This window comes from Streptomyces sp. NPDC005761 (assembly GCF_040630635.1).
GTDB lineage: Bacteria > Actinomycetota > Actinomycetes > Streptomycetales > Streptomycetaceae > Streptomyces.
Window position 1 is genome coordinate 58,668 of the sequence record NZ_JBEXXX010000022.1, and the last position, 24,149, is coordinate 82,816.

Consider the following 24,149-nt stretch of genomic DNA (forward strand, 5'->3'; position numbering starts at 1 on the left):
CGACTATCGACTGCCGACTGCCGACTGCCGACTGCCGACTGCCGACTGCCGGATCAACTCGCGCGGACCGGCTTCGGGAGCGGCTTGCCGTACCAGATCTCGATCAGGCGGGCAGCGATCGAGATGCCGAACGGCGGCAGGATCTCGCCCGACTCGAAGGCGGCCGTCAGCTCCTCGCGGGAGAACCAGCGGGCCTCCTCGATCTCCTCGCCGTCGACGTTGATGTCGAACGTCGTGGCCCGTGCCATGAAACCGAGCATCAGGCTGGAGGGAAAGGGCCAGGGCTGGCTGGCGACGTAGTCGACCTCGCCGACCGTGATGCCCGCTTCCTCGAACACCTCGCGGGCCACGGACTGCTCGATGGACTCGCCCGGCTCGACGAAGCCGGCCAGTGTGGAGAACCGGCCCTCGGGCCAGTGGACCTGGCGGCCCAGCAGTGCGCGGTCCTGGTCGTCGGTGACGAGCATGATGACCGCCGGGTCGGTACGCGGGTAGTGCTCGGCGCCGCAGGCCTGGCAGCGGCGGATGTGGCCGGCCGCCGCGATGACCGTGCGTTCGCCGCAGCGCGAGCAGAAGCGGTGCAGCCGCTGCCAGTTCTCCAGTGCCACCGCGTGCACCATCAGGCCGGCGTCGCGGGCGCCCAGGAGCAGGCCCGCCTCGCGCAGGCCCGCCGGGCGGGCGGACTGGTCCATGCGGCCCGGCAGCGAGTCCTTCTGGAGGGCGAAGTAGCTGACGCCGTCCTCGTCGGTACCGAGGAAGTAGCGGTGGGTCTCGGTGACCGGCGCCTCGAAGGCGGGGGTCATCACGAGTTCGGTGCCGTCGGCGGTGTCGTCGATCAGCACCTGCCCGCCGGACACGACGAAGACCCGGGTCGTCGGGTGGCTCCACGCGGCGGCCAGCCAGGCCTCGTCGAGGCGGTGGTGCGCCGCGCGGTCGATGCCGCTCGGCGCGGTCAGACCGATGGGCCGGTCCGTGGTGGCGTTGTCGAAGGTGCTCACAGGTGCTTCCTACTCCCCCGGGATGGATCGGGTGTTCAGAGGATTCAGCGGAGTGCGGCTGCCAGTTCGCCCCAGAGGTGGGCGGTGGTCTCCACGCCCTTGAGCAGCAGGTCGAGTTCGACCTTCTCGTTGGGGGCGTGCCAGCCGTCGGACGGTACGGAGATGCCCAGGAAGAGCACGGGTGCGCCGAGCACGTCCTGCAGGTCGGCGGCGGGTCCCGAGCCTCCTTCACGGGTGAAGAGGATCTTCTGGCCGAAGGCCCGTCCCATCGCGCGGGCCACGGCCTGAAGCGCGGGGTGGTCCAGCGGCGTGAGGCAGGGGCGGGTGGCGGGGAGGAAGGTGATCCGGTGGCGGATGCCGGCCGGGATGCGGTCCTCGGCCCAGGCCCGGACGGCCTTCTGGACGTGGTCGGGGTCCTGGCCGGCGACCAGGCGGAAGCTGATCTTGACGAGCGCGGAGGACGGGATGACCGTCTTGCTTCCGGCGCCCTGGTAGCCGCCGCCGATCCCGTTGACCTCGGCGGTGGGGCGGGCCCAGATGCGCTCCAGCGTGGAGTAGCCGGCCTCGCCCGACGCGGCCCCGGACCTGGCGGTGCGCAGCCAGGTGGCCTCGTCGAAGGGCAGCTCGGCGAAGAGGGCGCGTTCGGTGTCGGTGAGTTCGGCGACGCCGTCGTAGAAGCCGGGGACGGCGACCCGGCCGTCGGTGTCGTGGAGGGCCGCGACGAGGCGGGCGATCTCCGTGGCGGGGTTGGGGACGGCGCCGCCGAACGATCCGGAGTGGATGTCCTGCTCCGGCCCGTGCAGCTCGATCTCGCACTCGGCGAGGCCTCGCATGCCGGTGCAGACGGTCGGGGTCGTCTCGTCCCACATGCCGGTGTCGGAGACGATCACGGCGTCCGCGGTGAGCCGGGCGGCCCGCTGCTCGACGAGGGCGCGGAAGTGCGGGGAGCCGGACTCCTCCTCACCCTCGACCAGGAGTTTGAGATGGACGGCGGGGGTGGTGCGGCCGGTGGTGGCGAGGTGGGCCCGGACCCCGAGGGTGTGGAAGAACACCTGCCCCTTGTCGTCGGCGGCGCCACGCCCGTACATCCGGCCGTCCCGGATCACCGGTTCGAAGGGGTCGGTGTCCCAGCCGTCCTCGCGGGCGGCGGGCTGCACGTCGTGGTGCCCGTACACGAGGACCGTGGGGGCGTCCGGGTCGTCGGAGGGCCACTCGGCGAAGACGGCGGGCGCACCGTCCGTCTCCCAGATCTCGGTGACCGGGAAACCGGTCTCCTTCAGCTTGGCGGACAGCCAGGCGGCGCTGCGCCGTACATCCCCGTCGTGCTCCGGCTGCGCGGATACGGACGGGATGCGCAGCCACTCGGCGAGGTCGTCGAGGAAGGGTGCGCGGTGCTGCTCGGTGTACGTACGGACGGCGCTGTCCGGGGTGTCGCTCATGACCTTCAGCTTATCCGTCCGTGGGAGGTGGCTCGTCCAGGAGGATGCGCTCCAGTTCCGGGCGGCCCGGGAGGCGGGCGGGGCGGACGCTCTCGCCGCTGCGCACGAAGAGGAAGGTGGCCGTGACGTCGGTGAGCGGCAGCCCGTGCAGCTCGGCCCAGGCCAGCCGGTAGACGGCGAGCTGGAGGGGGTCGGCGGTGTTCGTGCGGCTGGTCTTCCAGTCGACGATCTCGTACGTGTTCCCCGTGCGGTACACCGCGTCGATACGGCCCCGGATCACCCGGCCGGCGAGGGTGATCTGGAACGGCGTCTCGACGCGGTAGGGGGTGCGGCGGGCGTACGGGGTGCGCTCGAAGGCCTCCTTGAGCTCGGCGAGATCGCGCTCGTCCGCGATGTCTGCGTCGCTCCCGTCACCGCCGGGCAGCTCGTCGGGGCCGAGCATGGGCAGCGGCAGCTCCTCGAAGCGGGACTCGACCCAGGCGTGGAAGCGGGTGCCCCGGCGGGCGGCGGGCTGCGGGGGGCGGGGCATGGGGCGGGCCAGTTCCTGGGCGAAGCCGTCGGGGTCGTCGGCGAGGCGCAGCAGCTGGGTGGCGGAGAGCGAGGCGGGTACGAGGACGTCGCGCACCGTGGCGCGGGCCCGGCGCAGCTCTCCGGCGAGGGCGTCGAGGTCGCGGTCCCAGGAGGCGAGGGTGCGGGACTCCTCGGGGGTGAGGCGTGCGGGGAGGTGCTCGGGGGCGCGGGCCGCCGGGACGTGCGGGGCGACGGGGGTCCGGGGCAGGCCGTCGTCGGGGAAGGGGGCCTCGTCCAGGAAGGGGTCGTCCTCGGGAAACGGCTCGTCGTCCGGGAACGGCTCGTCGTCCGCGAAGACCTCCTCGACGTGAGGCCCGTCCGAAGGGTGCGGCGGCGCCGTGGCAAGCGCCTCAAGGTGAGCCATGACCGTGTCGGCGGCGGCCCGGCGGCGGGCGAGCGCGGCGCCGTCGAGGGGCAGCGGCCAGGCGTGGTCGGCCGTGGCCTCGCCGAGGGCCGGGTTCTCCTCGTCCTCGGCGGGCTCGTCCGCCCACGCCTCGATCTCTCCGTGTCCGGCCGCGCAGTGCTCGTACAGCGCGTGCAGGAAGGCGGACGGGCCGCGCGGCTTCTTCTGGCTCGGCCCCCACCAGTGGCCGGAGCCGAGCAGCAGGGTGCGGGGCCGGGTGAAGGTGACGTAGCCGAGGCGGAGCTCCTCGGTGTGCTGGTGCTCCTTCATCTCCTCCTTGAAGCCCTTGAGCCCCTTGGCGTCGAAGGAGTGGAGGACGGGCAGCGTGGCCGTGTCGCCGCGCAGGGCGTGCGGCAGGACCTGGGGCTGGGAGGTCCAGGCCTCCCGGGACCTGCCGCTGGGGAACTGGCCGGCGACCAGGCCGGGCACGGCGACGACGTCCCACTCCAGGCCCTTGGACTTGTGGGCGGTCAGGACCTTGACGGTGTTCTCTCCGCCGGGCAGCGCGTTGTCCAGGCCCTTCTCGTACTGCGCGGCGGTGCGCAGGAAGCCGAGGAAGGCGAGCAGCGTCGCTTCTCCGTCGACGGCGGCGAACCGGGCTGCGACGTCGAGGAAGTTGGCGAGGGTCTCGCGGCGGCGGGCCGCCAGGGCCTGGGGCGAGGCCGAGAGCTCGACCTCCAGGCCGGTGGTGGCGAGGACCCGGTGCAGGACGTCCATCAGAGGGTCGGAGAGCGAGCGGCGCAGGTCGCGCAGTTCGGTGGCGAGGCGGGCGAAGCGGATGCGGGCCTCGGCGGAGAACGGCAGGCGGTCGTCCTGTTCGCCACCGGAGTCGAGGAAGGTGTCCAGGGCGTCGGCGAGCGAGATCACCTCGGCCGGGTCGATGCCCTCGACGGCCTCGGCGAGCCGGCGGTCGGGGTCGAAGCCGTCGTCGTCCGCGCGGGCTGCGCGGTGGACGAGGAGGCGGGCGCGGCGGCCGAGCAGGGCCAGGTCCCGGGGGCCGATCCGCCAGCGGGGGCCGGTGAGCAGCCGGACCAGGGAGGCGTTGGCCCCCGGGTCCTGGAGGACCTCGCAGACGGCCACGAGGTCGGCGACCTCGGGGAGGTGGAGCAGCCCGGAGAGGCCGACGACCTCGACGGGGATGTCCCGGGCGACGAGCGCGGCCTGGATCTCGGGGAAGTCGCCCGCGGTGCGGCACAGGACCGCGATCTCGCCCGGGGCCTTGCCGGTGCGCACGAGGTGGGCGATCGAGTCGGCGAGCCAGTCGAGCTCCTCGGCGTGGGTGCGCAGCAGGGCGCAGCGGACGAGGCCGTCGCGCTCGGCGCCCGGGGCGGGGCGCAGGGCCTCGACGCCCTCGTGCATGGCGCGCAGGGGGGCGGCGAGCCCGTTGGCGAGGTGGAGGAGGCGGCCGCCGCTGCGGCGGTTCTCGCTGAGGGAGTAGCGGGCGGCCGGGGTGCCGTCGGTGTGCGGGAAGTGGCTCGGGAAGTCGTCGAGGTTGGCGACGGAGGCGCCGCGCCAGCCGTAGATGGCCTGGCAGGGGTCTCCGACGGCGGTGACGGCGTGTCCGGACGCGACGCCGTCGGGGCCGCTGCCGAAGAGGGCGGAGAGCAGGAGGCGCTGGGCGACGGAGGTGTCCTGGTACTCGTCGAGCAGGACGACGCGGTACTCCTCGCGCAGGATCGCGCCGACCTCGGGGCGGGTGAGGGCGAGCTGGGCGGAGAGGGCGATCTGGTCACCGAAGTCGAGGAGGTCGCGGCTCCGCTTCGCCTCCCGGTAGCGCCGGGCCAGGGAGAGCAGCTCACGGCGGGCCTCGGCGGTCTCGGGGATCGTGCGCAGTTCCGCGTTGCTGAGCTTGGCGGTCTCCAGGGTGCGGAGCAGCTCGGTGTCGTACTCCGCGAGCTGTCCGGGGCGCACGAGGTGCTCGGCGAGCTCCGCGTCGAGGGCCAGCAGATCACTGACCAGGGTGGGAAAGGACCTGGTCAGGGCCGGGTAGGAGCCGGGCGCCTCGCGCAGGACGCGGGCGGCGAGCTGGTAGCGGGTGGCGTCGGCGAGGAGGCGCGTAGTGGGTTCGAGTCCTATCCGCAGCCCGTGCTCGGTGAGGAGCCGGCCGGCGAAGGCGTGGTACGTGGAGATGCCGGGCTCACCCGGGGGGTTGTCCGGGTCGATGATGTCCGGGTCGGTGACGCCGGCGGCGATCAGGGCCTTGCGGACGCGTTCGGCGAGCTCGCCCGCCGCCTTGTTGGTGAAGGTGAGCCCGAGGACCTGCTCGGGGGCGACCTGACCGGTCCCGACCAGCCACACCACGCGCGCCGCCATCACCGTGGTCTTCCCCGACCCGGCCCCGGCGACGATCACCTGTGGGGCGGGCGGCGCGATGATGCACGCCGTCTGCTCCGGGGTGAAGGGGATCCCCAGCAGCTCCTTGAGCTGCTCGGGATCGGTGATACGTGAGGACACTCCACAGAGGCTAACCGGCAGGACCGACAACCCACGAAGCCGTGAGGGTCGGCCGGGGTGAGGGCCCCTGCCCCTGTCCTGACGGCGCACAAGCGGCGACAGACCGTCTAAATTGACTGCTTGTCTCATCAACAGCCTTACGAGGACGGTCACATGAGCGCCGAAGCACCCGCCCCTGACGCCGCGGACCTCAGGAAGCGCATCGACACCACGAAGGCGCACCCGGCACGGGTCTACGACGTCTTCCTCGGCGGCAAGGACAACTACCCGGCCGACCGCGAGGCCGCTGCCACGGCCCTGGCCGCCAATCCGCGCGCGTACCTCACCGTGCGGCACAACCGGGACTTCATGCGGCGGGCGGTGACGCTCGCCGCGAAGGCCGGCATCCGGCAGTTCCTGGATGTCGGGACCGGGCTGCCGACCCAGCAGAACGTGCACCAGATCGCCCAGGCGATCGCCCCCGACGCGCGCGTGGTGTACGCCGACAACGACCCGGTCGTCCTCGTCCACGCGCAGGCCCTGCTCACCAGCGGTCCCGAGGGCCGCACCGACTACGTCGAGGCGGACCTGCGCGACCCCGCCCGGATCCTCGAGGCCGCCCGCCGCACCCTCGACCTCGACCGGCCCGTCGCCCTCGTCCTCGCCGCCGTCCTCCACTTCATCGAGGACGACGAGGCCTACCCGATCGTCGAGCAGCTCCTCGACGCGTTGGCGCCGGGCAGTCTCCTCGTACTGAGCAATGTCAGCTCGGACCTGAACCCCGAGCAGGTCGGGCAGATCACGAGGTCGTTCAAGGAGCGCGGTTTCGCGATGGTCCGCCGTTCGCACGCGCAGGTCGGGCGTTTCGTGACGGACAACGGGCTGGAGATGCTCGACCCCGGTGTCGTCCCGGTGCACCGCTGGCGGCCCGAGCAGGTCGTCGACCTGCCCGAGTCCCAGGACCCGGATCCGGAGTTCGTGGCAGGGCTGGACGCGCTGGACCGGACGCGTTACCAGGGGATCAACGACGTCACCGACGCCGACGTCAGTGTGTACGGGGTGGTGGCCCGCAAGCCCTGACGGCCCCGGCGGGTCCGATCCGGCTCAGTCCAGGACGTGCCGGCCCTCCGGCTGCGCGCTGCACGAGGCCCTGAAGGTGCAGTGGGTGCAGTGCTGGCCCGTGGAGGGGGTGAACCGTTCGTCCAGGACCCGGCCCGCAGCGGTGGCCAGCAGATCGGAGACCCATTCGGTCTCGGGCGGCTGCTGGGCCTGCACCTTGGGTACCGCGTCACCGCCCTCCTTCCGGGGGGCGGGCTGGCGCAGCTGTACGAGTTCGGCACCCCCGGACTCGGGACGCGTGCCGTCGAAGACCTCGTCGACCGCGCCCTCCCGGACGGCCAGCTGGTACACGGCGAGCTGGGGGTGGCGGGCGACCTCGTCCTTCGTCGGGGACTGCTTGCCGGTCTTGAAGTCGACGACGTAGGCCCGGCCGTCGGCGTCACGTTCGACACGGTCCATGGAGCCGCGGATGCGCACCTCGTACTCGCCTGCCTCCAGCGTCACGTCGAAGTCGTGCTCACTGGCGGCCGGGGTGCGGCCGGTGCGGTCCATGACGTGCCAGCGCAGGAAGCGTTCGAGGGCGATGCGGGCCTGCTCCTTCTCCTGCTGCGACTTCCAGGGCGCGTCGAAGACCAGCCCGTCCCAGACCGAGTCGAGCCGCTCCATGAGAACGGCCAGGTCGGCCGGCGTCCGGCCGGAGGCCACTTCGTCGGCCAGGACGTGGACGACGTTGCCGAAGCCCTGGGCCGCGGTCGCCGGGGCGTCGGCCTTCACCTCCCGGCCCAGGAACCACTGGAGCGCGCAGGTGTTGGCGAGCTGGTCGAGCGCGCTGCCGGACAGGGCGACGGGCTGGTCCCGGTCGCGCAGCGGGACGGCCGAGCGGGTCGGCTCGTACAGGCCCCACCACCGGTAGGGATGGGCCGACGGCACGAGCGGCTGCCCCTCGTCGTCGCTGAGGGCGGCGAGGCGGGCGAGGCGGTGGGCGGCCTCCTCGCGCAGCGCGTCGGAAGCCGCCGGGTCGACGGTGGTGGCGCGCAGCTCGGCGACGAGGGCGGCGACGGCGAGCGGGCGGCGCGGGCGGCCGGTGACGTCGCGTGGTTCGACGCCGAGCTCGGTGAGGAAACGGGACGGCTGGTCGCCGTCGTCGGCGGGCGCCTTGACCGCGGTGACGATCAGTCGCTCGCGGGCGCGGGTCGCCGCCACGTAGAACAGCCGGCGCTCCTCGGCGAGAAGGGCGCCGGGAGTGAGGGGTTCGGCGAGGCCGTCACGGCCGATCCGGTCCGCTTCGAGCAGCGAGCCACGACGGCGCAGGTCGGGCCAGAGGCCTTCCTGTACTCCGGCGACGACGACCAGGCGCCACTCCAGGCCCTTGGACCGGTGCGCGGTCATCAGCCGTACCGCCTCGGGCCGCACGGAGCGCCGGGAGAGGGTGTCGGCGGCGATGTCCTGGGCGTCGACCTCCTCCAGGAAGTTGAGCGCGCCGCGGCCGCCGGTGCGCTCCTCCGCCCGGGCCGCGGTGTCGAAGAGGGCGCAGACGGCATCGAGGTCACGGTCGGCGTTGCGACCGCCCGCGCCCCCGCGCAGCGCGGCGCGCTCCAGCCTGGCAGGCCAGGGGGTGCCGGACCACAGCGCCCACAGGGCCTCCTCGGCGGTGCCGCCGGCTTCGAGGAGCTCGCGCGCCGTGCCCAGCAGCGCGCCGAGGCGCTGGGCGCCGCGGGCGTACGCCGGGTCGTGCGTCACCAGCCGCTCCGGTTCGGCGAGCGCACGGGCGAGCAGTTCGCCGGAGGGCGCGGGCACGCGGTTGCCGGCGGCGCGCTCCTCGTCGCGCAGGGCCCGGCCGAGCCGGCGCAGGTCGGCGGCGTCCATGGAACCGAGGGGCGAGGCGAGGAGGGCCAGGGCGGTCTCGGTGTCGAGCCAGGAGGGGGCCCCGGCAGGCTCCTCCCCCTCGGCCGCCGCCCGGCGGAGCGCCGCCGTGGCCACCGTGCGCAGGGCGGTCAGCAGCGGGGCCACCGCCGGTTCGTGGCGCAGCGGCAGGTCGTCGCCGTCGACCTCCAGCGGCACGCCGGCCGAGGTCAGTGCCCGGCGGACGGCGGGGATGGTGCGGCCGCCGGCCCGGACCAGGACGGCCATCTCGTGCCACGGCACCCCGTCCTCCAGATGCGCCCGGCGCAGCAGGTCGGCGATGTTGTCGAGCTCGGTGGACGCGGTGGGGTAGGTGTACGTCTCGACGCTGCCGCCCTCGCGGACCGCGCCGAGCTCCCGGTGGGCGCGGACCTTGGCCGACGGCAGCCGGGTGAGGGGCATCCGGCGGGTCAGGAGCCGGGTGGCGGCGAGCAGCCGGTCGCCGGAGCGGCGTGAGGTGGTGAGGACGCCGACCGGGGCCGGGGCACCGTCCGCGCGCCGGAAGATTTCCGGGAAGTCGAGGATGCCGTTCACATCGGCGCCCCGGAACGCGTAGATCGACTGGTCCGGGTCGCCGAACGCGATCAGGTTCCGGCCGCCGCCGCCGCCCGGGGTGCTCCCCCGGTTCCCGGCCAGCGCGTGCAGCAGCCGTACCTGCGCCGGGTCGGTGTCCTGGTACTCGTCGACGAACACGGTGTCGTAACTGCCGGCCAGCAGCCCCGAGACCTCGGGGCTCTCCGCGAGCAGCACGGCGCGGTGGACGAGTTCCGCGTAGTCCAGCACCCCCTGGGCGTCCAGTACGTCCAGGTACTCGGCGAGGAACGCGGCGGCCGCTCCCCAGTCGGGCCGGCCGGTGCGCCGGGCGAAGTCGGCCAGGGCGTCCGGGCCGAGGCCCAGCTCGCGGCTGCGGGCGAGCACGGCCCGCACCTCGTCGGCGAAGCCGCGCGTGGTCAGGCAGGCCCGCAGTTCGTCGGGCCAGCGAATGTGGTCGTGGCCCTCCTTCTCCAGGTCGAGCTGGCCGGCCAGCAGATCGCGGACGGTGACGTCCTGCTCCGGGCCGGAGAGCAGCCGCAGCGGGTCCGCGAAGAGGTCGGCGTCCTGATGGGCGCGCACCAGGGCGTAACAGAAGGAGTGGAACGTGGTGGCCTGCGGTCCTCGTACGGCCCCGAGCCGGGCGGCCATCCGGTCGCGCAGCTCCACGGCGGCCTTGCGGCTGAAGGTGAGGACCAGGATGCGGGCCGGGTCGCCGCCCCTGGCGACACGGGCGGCGACCGCTTCGACGAGCGTGGTGGTCTTGCCGGTCCCGGGGCCCGCGAGGACCAGCAGCGGGCCGCCGGTGTGGTCAACCACCGCCCGCTGCGCCGCGTCCAGGAGAGGGGGATCCACGGAGCCCGGCAGGGTACGCACCAGCCGGTACGCGCCCGTGGTCCGACGCCGTGCCTGACGGTGCGGACTGTTCCGGGTGGTGGAGGAGGAGCTCACGTTGGGATCGCCGGTCCTGGTGGGTGTGCTGGAGGTGAGGGCGCGGCGCGGGCCGCGAACTGACGACGCTACTCCCGCGAGGCCCCCGATCGGGGCGGGACGGGTGCGTGGATCGTCACGTTCCGCCGGGCACGCCGGCCGGTCACGGCCTCCGCTTCACGCTTCCAGCAGGTCGCACGGGCCCGGCTCCGCCCGATGTGCCGCCGAATGGCGGAAGCTGTCAGGTGTGAGCTCCCCCGCCGTCGTCGCCCCCCTGGCCCGCGCCGCCGTCCCACCGTGCACGCCGCATGTCCAGACGCGGAACATGGCCCCCGGCGGCCCGCGAGGCCTCGCGCAGGGGGGTGCTCTCCTCGCGGTAGTGATCCAGCGCACGCAGTTCGTGGCCGGGCAGCAGCGCGCCGTCGGCGCGCACCACGCGCCACCACGGCACCGCGCTCCCGTACAGCGCCATGACCCGGCCGACCTGGCGCGGTCCGCCGTCCCCCAGCCACTCCGCGATGTCGCCGTAGGTCATGACGCGGCCGGGCGGGATCAGTTCGGCGACGTCGAGCACGCGCTCCGCGTACTCCGGCAGCGCGTCACTCGTCGGGTGTTCGCTCATCCGGCCCATCCTGCCGTACGCCGCCGACAGTCCGGCCCGTGCCGTGTCCGGTCGCACACGGAGTGTGCACGCGAAGGGGATGGGGCGTATCTTGCGCATCGCGCGGTCGCGCATCCCACCCTGATGCCCCCCTCCGCCCGCCGGCCGTGCCACCATCATCCGGGCGGTGACCGGTGATACGAGAAGACGAAGACCAATCAGAGGCGACGAAGGAGCAGGGCGTGCAGCCACCGAAGGCGGCCGACGCCTCTGACGCCGAGCCGCACCCCGAGGGGAGCGGTCAGGAGCCCGGCGCCGGCCCGCGGACGCCCCCGGAGCACCTGGCCGGCTCGACGCTGTCGACCTCCGAGGCCGAGCTCTCCGACCGTGTCTCCGGTGACGAACCCCTGCTCCCCGCCCGGGTGCACCGCCCCTCGGATCTGCTGCGGCTCCTCATCGGGGTCCTGGCGATCGTCGTGCTGTTCGCCGTCGCCGCGTTCGCCCACGGCACGACGACCGGCCTCGAACAGGACATCAACAAGGGCACCGGCCAGGCGCCCGATCTGCTCATCAAGCTCGCCGGCCTGGTCTCCAGCATCGCCGTGCTGCTCGTCCCGGTGGCCTTCGCCATCGAGCGGCTGATCAAACGTGACGGGCTGCGCATCGCGGACGGGGTGCTGGCCGCCGTGCTCGCGCACGGGGTGACGCTCGCCACGGATCTGTGGGTCGCCAACTCCGCACCCGGCACCATTCAGGACGCCCTCACCCAGCCGCAGCCCGGCGACGCGCTCACCGACCCCGTACACGGATATCTGGCCCCCGTGATCGCCTATATGACGGCGGTCGGCATGGCGAGACGGCCGCGGTGGCGGGTCGTGCTGTGGGTGGTGCTGCTGCTCGACGCCTTCGCCATGCTGGTGGGCGGCTACACGACCCCGTTCTCGATCATCCTCACGGTACTCATCGGCTGGACGGTCGCCTACGGCACGCTGTACGCGGTCGGCTCGCCGAACGTCCGGCCGACCGGCCAGCACCTGATGGCCGGGCTGCGCCACGTCGGCTTCCGGCCGGTCACCGCGATGCGGGCCGATGACGCGCCCGACTCGGGCGACCAGAGCGACCGCGGGCGCCGCTACGTGGTCTCGCTGGAGGACGGCCCGCCGCTCGATGTGACCGTCGTGGACCGCGAACAGCAGGCGCAGGGGTTCTTCTACCGCGTGTGGCGCAGGCTCACGCTGCGCGGCATCACCCAGCGGCGCTCCATCCAGTCGCTGCGCCAGGCACTGGAGCAGGAGGCGCTGCTCGCGTACGCGGCGATCGCCGCCGGGGCCAACGCCCCGAAGCTGATCGCCACCTCCGAGCTCGGCCCGGACGCCGTGATGCTGGTGTACGAGCACATCGGCGGGCGTTCCCTGGACGCGCTGGAGGACTCCGAGATCACCGACGACCTGGTACGCGGCGCCTGGCGTCAGGTGCAGGCGCTCCAGTCGCGGCGGATCGCGCACCGCAGGCTCACCGGTGACGCCATCCTGGTGGATCGTTCCGGCAAGGTGTTCGTCACGGATCTGCGCGGTGGCGAGATCGCGGCGGGCGATCTGGTCCTGCGGATGGACGTAGCCCAGCTGCTCACCACCACGGGCCTGCGGGTGGGCGCCGAGCGGGCGGTCGCGGCCGCGCTGGCGGTGCTGGGGCCGGACGCCGTCGCGGACTGTCTGCCGCTGCTCCAGCCGATCGCGCTCAGCCGCTCCACCCGTGCCCATCTGCGCAGGCTGGCCCGGGAACGCTCGCAGCGCGAGCGGGAGGCCGTGCTGGAGGCGTCGGACGCGGCGAAGCGGGCCCGGGCCCATGACGCGGAGCGTCCCGAGGACGCCGCGCGCAAGACCGCCCGCAAGTCGCAGCGCACCGAGAAGCAGGCCGAGAAGCGGGCCATGGACGACGCCCTGGACGGCGCCCGCGAGGAGGACCTCCTCTCCCGGATCCGTCAGGAGGTGCTGCTGATCCGGCCGCAGGCACCGGTCGAGCCGGTCCGGCTGGAGCGCATCAAGCCGCGGACCCTGTTCAGCTTCATCGCCGGTGCCATCGCCGCGTACTTCCTGATCTCGCAGGTCACCGAGGCCGACTTCGGTGCGGTGGTCGAGGAGGCGGAGTGGGGCTGGGTGGCGGCCGCGCTCGGCTTCTCGGCGCTCAGCTACATCGCGGCGGCGATGAGCCTGCTCGGCTTCGTACCGGAACGGGTCTCGTTCGGCAGGACGGTGCTGGCGCAGGTCGCCGGCTCGTTCGTGAAGATCGTGGCCCCGGCCGCGGTGGGCGGTGTCGCCCTGAACACCCGCTTCCTCCAGCGTGCCGGCGTGCGTCCGGGGCTCGCGGTCGCGAGTGTCGGCGCCTCGCAGTTGTTCGGGCTGGGGTGCCACATCCTGCTGCTCGCGGCGTTCGGGTACCTGACGGGCACGGAGAAGACGCCGTCCTCCCTCACCCCGTCCAGAACGGTGATCGCCGGGCTGCTGACGGTCGCCGTGCTGGTGCTGGTGGTGACGGCCATCCCGTTCATGCGGAAGTTCGTCGTGACCCGGGTGCGGTCGCTGTTCGCCGGGGTCGTGCCCCGCATGCTCGACGTCGTGCAGCGGCCGCAGAAGCTGCTGACCGGAATCGGCGGGATGCTGCTGCTGACCGGTCTGTTCGTGATGTGTCTGGACGCGTCGGTCCGGGCGTTCAGCGGTCCGGACACGCCGCACCTCAGCTACGCGAGCATCGCGGTGGTCTTCCTCGCCGGCAACGCGCTGGGGTCTGCGGCGCCGACGCCGGGCGGTATGGGCGCGGTCGAGGGTGCGCTGACCCTCGGCCTGATCGCGGTCGGCCTGCCCAAGGAGGTCGCGGCGCCCGCCGTGCTGCTGTACCGGCTGCTGACGCTGTGGCTGCCGGTGCTTCCGGGCTGGCTCTGCTTCAACCATCTGACGCGCAAGGGCGAACTCTAGGACGTCGTGTCCACCCGCTTGGACCGGCGCCCCGTGCACCCCCCGGGGCGCCGCCGCACGATGGAGCGATGAGGACCTCCCCTGCCCTGCGCGCCGCGGCCCTCGCCGCCACCGTGACCGTGCTGCTTCCGCTCGCCGGCTGTTCGGACGGGGGTGACACGGATACGGGGGGCCGATCGCAGAGCACTCCGCGGGCGGCCGAGGCCGCCGCGACCACCACCCCCGCCGGCCTCGCCTCCCAGCAGCTGAAGTGGAAGCCGTGCCCCGCCCCTTCACAGGCGCAGGGTGGCGGGGCCTCACCGTCCCCGCTGCCCGGCGGGGCCGTCTGGGAGTGCTCGTTCATGGATGCCCCGCTCGACTACGCGGAGCCGGAGGGCGAGACCATCGAGCTCGCGCTCATCCGGGCGAAGGCGATCAACGAGAAGAAGCGGATCGGTTCTCTGATCTTCAACTTCGGCGGCCCCGGCGCCTCCGGGGTCGCGACGCTGCCCGCGTTCGGCACGGAGTACGACAAGCTCCGCACGCGGTACGACCTGGTGAGCTTCGACCCGCGCGGAGTCGGCCGCAGCGCGGGCGTGGAGTGCGAGGACGACGCTCAGCTGGACGTGCGGTACGAGGGCGACGGCACGCCCGACGACGCGGCGGAGGAGAAGGAGTTCACCAAGGACACGAAGACGTACGTGGCGGCCTGCGAGAAGAACTCGGGCGAGGTGCTCCCCTTCGTCGGGACGACGAACGCCGCACGCGACATGGACCTGATGCGGCAGGTCCTCGGCGACGACAAGCTGTACTACTTCGGCATCTCGTACGGCACCGAACTGGGCGGCGTCTATGCGCACTTGTTCCCCGAGAAGGTCGGCAGATCGGTTCTGGACGCAGTGGTCGACCCGACCGAGGACGCGGAGCAGTCCTCCCTCGGCCAGGCCAAGGGGTTCCAGCTCGCACTGGACAACTTCGCCAAGGACTGCGTGGACCGGGGGGATGCCTGCAAGCTGCCCGGCTCCACCGCCGAGGAGGTCGAGCAGGCAGTGGCCGGGCTGCTCGACGGGCTGGAGACGAAGCCCATCCCGGGTATCGGCTCCCGGAAGCTGACGCAGACGCAGGCCACCACCGGCATCGCGGCTGCGCTCTACTCCAAGGAGACCTGGCCGCTGCTGGAACAGGGCGTGGACGAGGCCGACGGCGGCAACGGCGCACTGCTCCTCGCCCTCGCCGACTCCCTCAACGGCCGCTCCGAGGACGGCCACTACGACAATTCCGCCGCGGCCAACACCGCGATCAACTGCGCCGACTCCAAGGAGCGGTTCACCCTCGACCAGACCAGGGCGAAGCTCCCTGCGTTCCACGCGGCCTCACCGGTCTTCGGCGACTACCTCGGCTGGGGTCTGATGGCGTGCACCGGCTGGCCGGTGGCGGGTGCCTGGGACACCCCTGACGTCAGCGCCGGGGGCGCCGCCCCCATCCTCGTCATCGGCAACACGGGTGACCCGGCCACCCCGTACGCGGGCGCGAAGGCGATGGCCGAGGAGCTGGGCGAAGGGGTCGGTGTCGAGATGACGTACAAGGGCGAGGGCCATGGCGCGTACAACAGCGGCAGCGCCTGCGTGCAGAAGGCGGTGGGCGGATATCTGCTGGACGGCGAGGTGCCGGCGGACGGAAAAGTCTGCGGCTAGGCACTCCCCGGGCGCGCCTACCATGGGCGAACTGCCGGACCGGCAGGCACGACGGGGAGGGACGTACACGTGGTCGCATACGGACGTGCCGGGGCGCTGGCCGCCGCCGCACTGCTGCTGACGGGGGTGCTCGCGGGCTGCGAGGACGCCGCCGACGACAAGCCGGGCAGGCCCGGGGACCGGACCACGGCCTCGGCAGCCTCGCCGTCGGCCGCCCCCTCGGCCGATGCGAGCGGAAAGCCCCTGCCCGCGGCCCTCACGTCGCAGCGCCTGGCCTGGAAGCGCTGCAAGGCCCCCGAGGGCGGCACCGCTCCGGGCTCGGCCTGGCGGTGTACGACGGTCAGGGTGCCACTGGACTACGCGAAGCCGGACGGCGACACGATCGGGATCGCGTTGATCCGCAAGGAGGCCCGGGACAAGGGCCGGCGGCTCGGCTCGATGCTCTTCAACTTCGGCGGGCCGGGCGGCTCGGGAGTCTCCACCCTGCCGCGCGCCGCCGGTTCGTACGGGGCGCTCAACACCCGCTACGACCTGGTGAGTTTCGACCCGCGCGGGGTGGCCGGGAGCGCCGGGGTGCGGTGCCGCACGGACCGGGAGCAGGAGAGCTCCTACCGCAAGATCGACATGACGCCGGACACGGCGGCGGAGGAGGCGGCGTTCATGAAGGACGGCGCCGGGTTCGGCGCCGGCTGCGAGAAGCGCTCGGGCAAGGTCCTGCCGTTCGTCGGCACGACGAGCGCGGCCCGGGACATGGACCTGATCCGCGAGGTCCTCGGCGACAGGAAGCTGACGTACTTCGGCATGTCGTACGGCACCGAACTGGGCGGCACGTACGCGCACCTCTTCCCGAAGCACGTCGGGCGGACCGTCTTCGACGCCGTGGTCGACCCGACCGCGGACACCACCGGCCACGCCCGCAACCAGACGACCGGCTTCCAGCGTGCGCTGGAGAACTACCTCAAGGACCGCGGCCAGGATCCGCGGGCGGGCACCCGGCGCATAGCCGCGCTGCTGAAGCGGATCGATGCCAAGCCGCTGCCGACCGGTACGGGCCGCGAGCTGAACGAGTCGCTGGCGATCACCGGGATCGTGCTGCCGCTCTACTCCAAGGACAGCTGGCCGGTGCTCACGCAGGCCCTGGACGAGGCGGAGGGCGGCAAGGGCTCCCTGCTGCTGCAGCTCGCCGACTCGTACAACGGCCGTGACGAGAACGGACATTACGACACGCAGAACCATTCGCAACGGGCCATCTCCTGTGCCGACACCAAGGCCAGGCCGACAGCGGCCGAGGCGAGGGCGTTGCTGCCGGAGTTCAGGAAGCTGTCCCCGGTCTTCGGGCCGTTCCTGGCCTGGGACACCGCCGGCTGGTGCGCCGACTGGCCGGTGGCGGGCGAGCACGACACCCCGGAGGCGAGCGCACCGGGCGCCGGTCCGATCCTGGTCGTGGGTACGACGGGCGACCCGGCGACGCCGTACGAGGGTGCGCGCAGGATGGCTGACGAGTTGGGCAAGGGCGTCGGCGTCCTGCTCACCAACAAGGGCGAGGGGCACGGCGCGTACGGCGGGAACAGCTGTGTGACGTCGACGGTGGACGCGTACTTCCTGGACGGGAAGGTGCCGGCGGACGGCAAGACCTGCTCGTAGCGGGCGGCGCATGACGAAGGGGCCGGTCCGCGTGGTGCGGACCGGCCCCTTCGGTGCGTTCAGCCTCTAGTACACCGGCTTCTCGGGCTCGATCTGGTTGACCCAGCCGATCACGCCGCCGCCGACGTGCACCGCGTCGGCGAAGCCCGCCGACTTGAGGACCGCGAGGACCTCGGCGCTGCGTACACCGGTCTTGCAGTTCAGGACGATGCGCTTGTCCTGCGGGAGGTCCTGGAGGGCGTTGCCCATCAGGAACTCGTTCTTCGGGATCAGCTTGGCACCGGGGATCGCGACGATCTCGAACTCGTTCGGCTCGCGGACGTCGATGAGCTCGATCTTCTCGTCCGCGTCGATCCACTCCTTGAGCTGCTTGGGAGTGATCGTGGAACCGAGCGCCGCCTCCTGGGCCTCCTCGGACACGACGCCGCAGAAGGCCTCGTAGTCGATGAGCTCGGTGACGGTCGGGTTCTCGCCGCAGACCGCGCAGTCGGGGTCCTTGCGGACCTTGACCTGGCGGTACTGCATCTCCAGCGCGTCGTAGATCATCAGCCGGCCGACGAGCGGGTCGCCGATGCCGGCGAGCAGCTTGATGGCCTCGTTGACCTGGATGGAGCCGATGGACGCGCAGAGCACGCCCAGGACACCGCCCTCGGCGCAGGAGGGAACCATGCCGGGGGGCGGCGGCTCCGGGTAGAGGCAGCGGTAGCAGGGACCGTGCTCGGACCAGAAGACGGACGCCTGGCCGTCGAACCGGTAGATCGAGCCCCAGACGTACGGCTTGTTCAGCAGGACCGCGGCGTCGTTGACGAGATAGCGGGTGGCGAAGTTGTCCGTGCCGTCCACGATCAGGTCGTACTGGGCGAAGATGTCCATCACGTTCTCGGCTTCGAGCCGTTCCTCGTGAAGGATCACGTTCACCAGCGGGTTGATGCCCAGCACCGAGTCCTTGGCCGACTGGGCCTTGGACCGGCCGATGTCGGCCTGGCTGTGGATGATCTGGCGCTGCAGGTTCGACTCGTCGACCTCGTCGAACTCCACGATGCCGAGCGTTCCGACACCGGCGGCGGCCAGGTACATGAGAGCCGGCGAGCCGAGACCGCCGGCGCCCACACAGAGCACCTTCGCGTTCTTCAGCCGCTTCTGTCCGTCCATCCCGACATCCGGGATGATCAGGTGGCGGGAGTACCTGCGGACCTCGTCGACGGTGAGCTCAGCAGCTGGCTCGACCAGGGGTGGCAGCGACACAGGAACCTCAACAATGCAGGTGGTCGGTTTCTACGTACTTCGGCTACGTACGGTTGTTCTTGCCGTAACACTGCCACGCCCCCTCTCATTCCGAGATAGCAGGTCCGATCCTCGAGACAATTTCGTCCCAGTACCTGGGCAGTGTCGCAAATGGATCGCTTTGCCCCCGACTGTTTCCGGGACGGACCTCCTGGGTGCGGTCCGTGAAGAAGATCGTCCCGGCGCCCTGCCAGCGGGCGACGCGCATCGCCTCCTCCAGATGGGTGCGCGGTACACCGTGGACGAAGTGCGCGAAACGGTCCGGCGGGTAGGCGGCGGTCCACTCCGCCACCTGCGACCAGCGGTAGTCGGTCCATGAGCCGCGGAAGGTGACCAGCTGGTCGGCGGCCTCCGCGTAGCCGGGATGCGGATGGGTGTCATGTCCGAGCACGAGGTGTCCGGCGTGCTGCGCGCCGTCCCGGTCCGCCAGGAGGGCGGACAGGGTGCTGGTGAGACGACGGACGGTGGGGAGGTCCGGGCGCCCGCCCGGGCAGCGGTCGAGGTAGAACCCGTCGACCCGGTACCAGTCCAGGTAGGACTGCGCGTCGGCGACCACCTCACCGAAGGGCCGGTTTCCGTGCGCCAGGTCGAGCCGGCCGAGCAGCCGCCCGGCAGGGGTCCGCGCGGAGCCGGGCGGCTCCTCGCTCTCCGCGGCCCGTTCGCGGGCGTTGCGGAACCGGCCCGCGGCTTCCAGGCATTGGGGGTCGGGGCGGATGCCGGGGCCGTTGTCGATGTCGAGGACCGCCCAGTGCAGCGGGGTGCCGGGGCGGGCCAGTTCGGCCCATTCGGCCGGGGCGAGCAGCGGGTGCGCGCAGCCGGGGACCCCGAAGCCGAGCTGCTCGGCGCCACTGGTCCGGCGGGGGGTGCCGGTACTGGTCAGATACGGCACGCCGCCTCCATCCAGATGTCGGCGAGGGACTCCTCCAGATTGATCCGGGGGCGCCAGCCGAGCCGGTCCCTGGCGGTGCGGACGTCTGCCTGCTGCCAGGCACCGCAGCCGTCCGGGTAGGGGGAGGGCGTGACCGACAGATGTTCCATGACCGATTCGGCGGAGGTGCGGGGTGCGCCGATGGGCAGGCGTGCGGGGGGCGTGTCCAGCTCGTGCAGTGCGCCCGCGTATCCGGCGACCTTGGCGAGCACGGCCGCGGCGTCCCGCAACCGCACGGCCCGGCCGGTACCGATGTTGACGACGCCCTGGGCGGCGGAGAGCGAGGCGGCGTGCACGGCGCGCGCGACGTCGCGCACATCGACGAAGTCGCGCTGCACGCCGAGGCCGCTGAGCTTCAGCTCGCCGTCGCCCGACTGCATGGCCCGGCGCATCGCCTCGGCGAGCCGGCCGAGCGGGGAGCCGGCCGGGGTGCCGGGGCCGACCGGCGAGAAGACCCGCAGCACGACCGCGTCGAGGCCGGAGCCGAGGACGAGCTCGGTGGCGGCGAGCTTGCTGACGCCGTACGGGCCGCCAGGGCGCGGGATGGCGTCCTCGGCCGTGGAGGAGCCGGGCTGCGAGGGACCGTACTCCGAGGAGCAGCCGACCTGGACCAGCCGGGCGGTGCAGCCGCTGCGGCGCATCGCCTCGCAGACGGTGGCGACGGCGACGGTGTTGTGACGGGTCAGGTCGCGGGCCCCGCCCCGGGTGGCTCCGGCGCAGTTGACGACGACGCCGGGGTGGACGGCGTCCAGGAAGCGGGTGAGCGCTCCCGGGCTGCCGCCTGCGAGGTCGAACCGCACGTCGGCGTCGTCGCCGCGGCCGAGCGCCGTGAGGTGGACGGCCGGGTCGGCGAGCAGCCGGTCGGCCACGAACCGGCCGAGGAATCCGTTGGCTCCGAGCAGCAGCACCCTCATCGCGCGCCCCCTGAGTGCCGACGGCGGGCTGCCGGTGCGGGGGATCGGTGGGTCATGTCCGGTGTCTCCTTGGGGCAGTTGCGTACGGTGCGGAACGGGACCCGCGGCGTCGGCTCCGCGGGGTCTGTGGGGTGCGTCAGGCGGCGGTGTGGGCGGATGCCCGCGAGAGGGCGACGGTTGCGGTGGTCAGCAGCCCGAGCGCGGCCGCGCCGCAGGCGACGGCGGGGACGGCCCCGGTGCCGCCCGTCGCGATGAGTGCGTCGACGGGGCGGGCCAGGGCGTCGAGGCCGGGCAGCCGGCCGGCCAGGATCAGGGCGGGGGCGGCGACCTCGACGGCGCAGGCGGCGGCGAGGCCGGTGGCGGCCGCTTCGGGGAAGCCGTGGACGGTGAGGAGGCGGGCCAGCAGGAGGAGCACCCCGAGCGTCGCCGCCCCGGCCGGGGCGCCTCCCCCGCCGATTCCGAGGCGGGCCAGGTACAGCAGCCCGGCGAGGACACAGAGGAAGAAGGCGACGGCGGCGAACAGCAGGGGGCGCACGCCTGCGGCGAACTCCTCCAGCGCGCGGCTTCCGTTGAGTTTGCGGTGCGCGTGCACGGAGAAGAGGTGGGCACACCAGGCCGCCGGAGCGACCGCCACGGCGAGGCCGAGAAGCGGCGCCGGAGTGATGTCCCAGGGACCTTCGGGGCCACCGCTGAGAAGCTGGTGGAGCAGGGCGTCGCCGAACAGGACGTAGCCCAGCAGCCAGCACCCGAAGAGACCGGAAGCACCGGACGACCGCCCGTCGGCGCAGAGGGGTCCGGTACGCAGGGCGAGAGCGAGCCCGATCAGCGCGAGGAGACCGCCGCCGGTGCCGACGGCGAGCCGCGCCCCGCCGTCGAGCACCCCTTCGGTGAGCCGCAGCGTGACGAGGGTCGCGAGGCAGGCGGCGCCCGGAAGGAGGGCCCGGAGCGACCATGCGGCGCGCGTCTCGATGTCGCGCACCGGTGCGAAGGACGCCCCGACGGGCTCCCCCGCGACACCCGGTACCCGGGCGAACAGCTCCTCGGCGAGCGAGAACACATCACGGTGCCGGTAGCGGGCGGCAGTGCGGTCGGTGACTCCGTGGGCCTCCAGCCCGGCGGCGATCTCCAGGGGGTCGACGGCGCGCTCGCAGAGCTCGCGGTGCCGGTGCATCAGGGACTTCACGGGATCGGCGGGCCCGCGCCGCCCGGTGGCGAGCTTGCGCGCCGGGGCGGTGTGGGCGACCTCGGGGGCCCGGGGGGCGGGGTCGTGCGCCGGGCCGTCAGTAGGCGTCGGGGCGTCAGTAGGCGCCGTGCCCTCGGCAGGCGCCGGACCGCCGGTAAGCGTCGGGGCACCGCAAGGCGTCGGGGCACCAGAAGGCGCCGGGCTGCCGGCAGGCGCAGGGCCGTCGGCAGGCGCCGGACCGCCGGTAAGCGTCGGGGCACCGCAAGGCGTCGTGCCCTCGGTAAGCATCGGGCCCTCGGCAGGCGCCGTGCCGCCGGCAGGCGCAGGGGCCCCGCAAGGCGTCGGGCACGACGCCGGGTCGTCGGCGGTGGGCGGGGTGAGGTCGGCTCCGGGGGGCGCGGGGGCAGGCGCGGGCGGGGGCGCGGCGTCGCGGCCCGTGATGTCGGGCTCCGGGTGCGACGCGCTCCCGGCCCCGTTCCGCGGCGGGCTCCCCGCCCCGTCGGAGGGCGCGGCGGACGGCCCCCAGGCCGGTTCGGAGACATCGGCGAGCAGGGTCCCGGAGGCGGACGCCCACGAGCGGTGGTCACCGTTGCTGCTGGTCATCGGCGATCCGATTACCTCGGGCGCTTCGGTCGGGCGGCCCATCGTCGTTCCTCCGTGCTCTTCACCGAGTGCGGCGGATACGCCGGTCGGTCCCGGTCGGTCGGTACGGCCCGGCGCGGCCGCCTCCTGGTCACACATCGCCGTCCCCCGCGCCGCCGGCTGTCGCCCCGACGTGCTGCACGGCCCAGCTGGGCGTCCGCCCGGCCGGCTCCTGGGCCGGTTCCCCGCCCGGCTCCGGCCACAGGCCGAGTACATGGACCTCGGGCGGAGTGGCGAACGGGCGCGGCCCGGTGTCGTCGGCCGGTACCGGCCCCCTGCGCACGGGCGCCTGCGCGATCAGCTCCAGGTAAATGCCGCGAAATGCCGCAAGGTTCTGTTCGACGGTGAAGAGTTCGAGTGCGCGGGCGCGGGCCGCGGCTCCCAGGCGCGCACGGCGCTCCGGGTCGCGCAGCAGCGCAAGGCAGGCGTCCGCGAGCGCCCGTGGATTGCGCGGCGGCACCACGAGTCCCGTGCCGCCGATGACCTCCACCACCGCGCCGACATCCGTGGACACCGTGGCCCGGCCGCAGAACATCGCCTCGACCAGGCTGATCGGGAAGCCCTCGACCACGCTGGACAGCACCACGACCCCGCCCGCCGCGTACGCCTGGGCGAGATCGGGGATCTCGGCCCCTCCGATCTCCTCGAAGGAGACGGGGCTGTCGCCGACGGCGTGCGCGTCCACGGCCTCGTCCGGGAACAACTGTGCGGCGAGCGCCCGGCAGTGGGCGAGGTAGGAGGCGCCCTCCGGCCCCTGGGCCGCCGCACCGATGATCCGCAGCCGGGCATCGGGCTCGGCCCTGCGCACCTCGGCGAAGGCATGCAGCAGGGCGATCAGGTCCTTGGCCGGCTCGATCCGGCCGACCCAGACCAGCGTGTCCGGGCCGCCGTCGTCCTCGCTCTCGCCGAGGACCGCGAAGCGTCCGGACTCCATGCCGGGATGGACCGTGCGTACCTTGGCGGGTTCGGCGCCGCAGCGCTCCTGCCAGCGGCGGGCGTGGGTGTTGCCGGGGGTGATCAGCGCGGCCTGCCGGTACACCTCGGTGGCGAGCTGCCCGTGGAAGTTCGCGAGCAGCGCGCGCACCGGCGCGCTCACGGGTCTACCGGTGTCCGCGAGATAGTGCGCGCGCAGTTGCACGGCGTGCTCCGTGACGAGGAGCGGCACCCCGAAGAAGCGCTTGGCCAGCAGTCCCGGCAGCGCGGCGGCGCCGCCGGAGGCGGCGTGGCAGAGGTCGACGGCACCGAGGCTCTCCTCGTCGTACCAGTCGAGGGAGAGCGGGCGCAGCACCCGGTCGAGCTCCGCGGCGAAGGCGAGGAGGTCGGGGACGGTGGCGGTCTGGACGGTGCGTCCGGTGCCGGGCGCACGGCAGGCGGTCTCCAGGATCCGCATCGCGGTCTCGGAGCGCAGGGCGGCGGGCAGTCCTCCGTACTCGCAGGCCAGTTCGGCCAGTCCGTAGAGGCCCTCGGTGAACTGCGCGCCCGTGAGCCGCACATCGGCGAGCGGCGCGCCTTCGCCCCCGTCTCCCCGCTCGCCGCCGGACGCGCCCCCCACGCACACCGAGGTCGCGAGCGCCGTGAAGTGGGTGATGAAGCGCCGTCGTTCGCGCCGCCCGTACGTCCGCGCGCCCCCGCCGGTCAACAGCCGCGAGAGCCGCCCTCTGGGGGCATGGAGGCCGAGGGTGTCCTCGTCGGCGGTCCACAGAGGTGCGGTCCGCACCCGGCTGACCTGGGGCGGGAGCTGAACCCAGCCCTGCGCCTCCTGTTCGGCGCTGCGGCTGAGCGCGAAGAGATCGAACTCGTGCTGCGCGAGCCCGCGCACCAGACGGTCGCACCAGAGTCTGGACTCACCGGACGCATACGGATAGCCACCGTCGGTGAGCAGTCCGATCCGCACGAGCACACCCCCGATCTCCCTTGTGGGCGGCCGCCGTTGGATCGGCGACTCGCAGCGGGACGACCGTAAGCGGATACGCCGGTGGTGCGACGGACGGTTGTCCGTCGCACCACCGAAAGGGGTGAACCGTCGTAACTTTCCCGCCCCGG

The 24,149-nt window shown here is 73.1% G+C and carries 14 protein-coding genes; 4 read left to right on the plus strand and 10 right to left on the minus strand.

Annotated features, from left to right (window positions below; genetic code table 11):
• Positions 1-53: 53 nt before the first annotated feature.
• Genes nudC through ABZ434_RS20865 form a run of 3 tightly spaced genes read right to left on the minus strand, consistent with a single transcriptional unit; the run spans position 54 to position 5,864 of the window.
• Positions 54-998 (minus strand): NAD(+) diphosphatase, encoded by a 945-nt coding sequence (nudC, locus tag ABZ434_RS20855; protein ID WP_359138730.1) that lies wholly within the window; start codon positions 996-998, stop codon positions 54-56.
• A gap of 44 nt (positions 999-1,042) precedes the next feature.
• Entirely contained in the window at positions 1,043-2,437 is a 1,395-nt protein-coding gene (locus ABZ434_RS20860) for a dipeptidase (RefSeq protein WP_359138733.1), read from the minus strand.
• 10 nt (positions 2,438-2,447) lie between these two features.
• Positions 2,448-5,864, minus strand: coding sequence for an ATP-dependent DNA helicase (locus ABZ434_RS20865; RefSeq protein WP_359138736.1), 3,417 nt, complete (start codon positions 5,862-5,864; stop codon positions 2,448-2,450).
• Positions 5,865-6,017: 153 nt separating this feature from the next.
• Between ABZ434_RS20865 and ABZ434_RS20870 the strand changes: the two genes are divergently transcribed.
• Positions 6,018-6,923 (plus strand): SAM-dependent methyltransferase, encoded by a 906-nt coding sequence (locus tag ABZ434_RS20870; RefSeq protein WP_359138739.1) that lies wholly within the window; start codon positions 6,018-6,020, stop codon positions 6,921-6,923.
• A 24-nt stretch (positions 6,924-6,947) separates the two neighbouring features.
• Here ABZ434_RS20870 and ABZ434_RS20875 read toward each other — a convergent pair whose 3' ends face one another.
• On the minus strand, positions 6,948-10,286 hold the full coding sequence (locus ABZ434_RS20875) for an ATP-dependent DNA helicase (RefSeq protein WP_359138742.1): 3,339 nt from the start codon (positions 10,284-10,286) through the stop codon (positions 6,948-6,950).
• 220 nt (positions 10,287-10,506) lie between these two features.
• Positions 10,507-10,887, minus strand: coding sequence for an MGMT family protein (locus ABZ434_RS20880; RefSeq protein WP_359138745.1), 381 nt, complete (start codon positions 10,885-10,887; stop codon positions 10,507-10,509).
• A gap of 221 nt (positions 10,888-11,108) precedes the next feature.
• Here ABZ434_RS20880 and ABZ434_RS20885 point away from each other — a divergent pair, with 221 nt between their 5' ends.
• From ABZ434_RS20885 to ABZ434_RS20895, 3 genes are all read left to right on the plus strand, one after another.
• Complete coding sequence (locus tag ABZ434_RS20885; protein ID WP_359138748.1) at positions 11,109-13,838, plus strand: lysylphosphatidylglycerol synthase domain-containing protein; 2,730 nt, start codon at positions 11,109-11,111, stop codon at positions 13,836-13,838.
• A gap of 68 nt (positions 13,839-13,906) precedes the next feature.
• Complete coding sequence (locus tag ABZ434_RS20890) at positions 13,907-15,511, plus strand: alpha/beta hydrolase (protein ID WP_359138751.1); 1,605 nt, start codon at positions 13,907-13,909, stop codon at positions 15,509-15,511.
• Positions 15,512-15,580: 69 nt separating this feature from the next.
• Entirely contained in the window at positions 15,581-17,155 is a 1,575-nt protein-coding gene (locus ABZ434_RS20895) for an alpha/beta hydrolase (RefSeq protein WP_359138753.1), read from the plus strand.
• Between the two features lie 66 nt (positions 17,156-17,221).
• Here the strand turns inward: ABZ434_RS20895 and moeZ are convergent, their stop codons facing one another.
• The 5 genes from moeZ to ABZ434_RS20920 all read right to left on the minus strand — a co-directional run bounded on the left by moeZ (position 17,222) and on the right by ABZ434_RS20920 (position 24,000).
• Positions 17,222-18,400: an adenylyltransferase/sulfurtransferase MoeZ gene (gene moeZ / locus ABZ434_RS20900; protein ID WP_359138764.1), complete on the minus strand. Its 1,179-nt coding sequence runs from the start codon at positions 18,398-18,400 to the stop codon at positions 17,222-17,224.
• Positions 18,401-18,485: 85 nt separating this feature from the next.
• Complete coding sequence (locus ABZ434_RS20905) at positions 18,486-19,328, minus strand: spherulation-specific family 4 protein (protein ID WP_359138768.1); 843 nt, start codon at positions 19,326-19,328, stop codon at positions 18,486-18,488.
• On the minus strand, positions 19,316-20,281 hold the full coding sequence (locus tag ABZ434_RS20910) for an NAD-dependent epimerase/dehydratase family protein (protein WP_136329483.1): 966 nt from the start codon (positions 20,279-20,281) through the stop codon (positions 19,316-19,318). The genes ABZ434_RS20905 and ABZ434_RS20910 overlap by 13 nt, the downstream gene beginning before the upstream one ends.
• Before the next feature lie 136 nt (positions 20,282-20,417).
• Positions 20,418-21,752, minus strand: coding sequence for a hypothetical protein (locus ABZ434_RS20915; protein WP_359138895.1), 1,335 nt, complete (start codon positions 21,750-21,752; stop codon positions 20,418-20,420).
• Positions 21,753-22,197: 445 nt separating this feature from the next.
• Complete coding sequence (locus tag ABZ434_RS20920) at positions 22,198-24,000, minus strand: DUF3492 domain-containing protein (RefSeq protein ID WP_359138898.1); 1,803 nt, start codon at positions 23,998-24,000, stop codon at positions 22,198-22,200.
• Between the last annotated feature and the right edge of the window lie 149 nt (positions 24,001-24,149).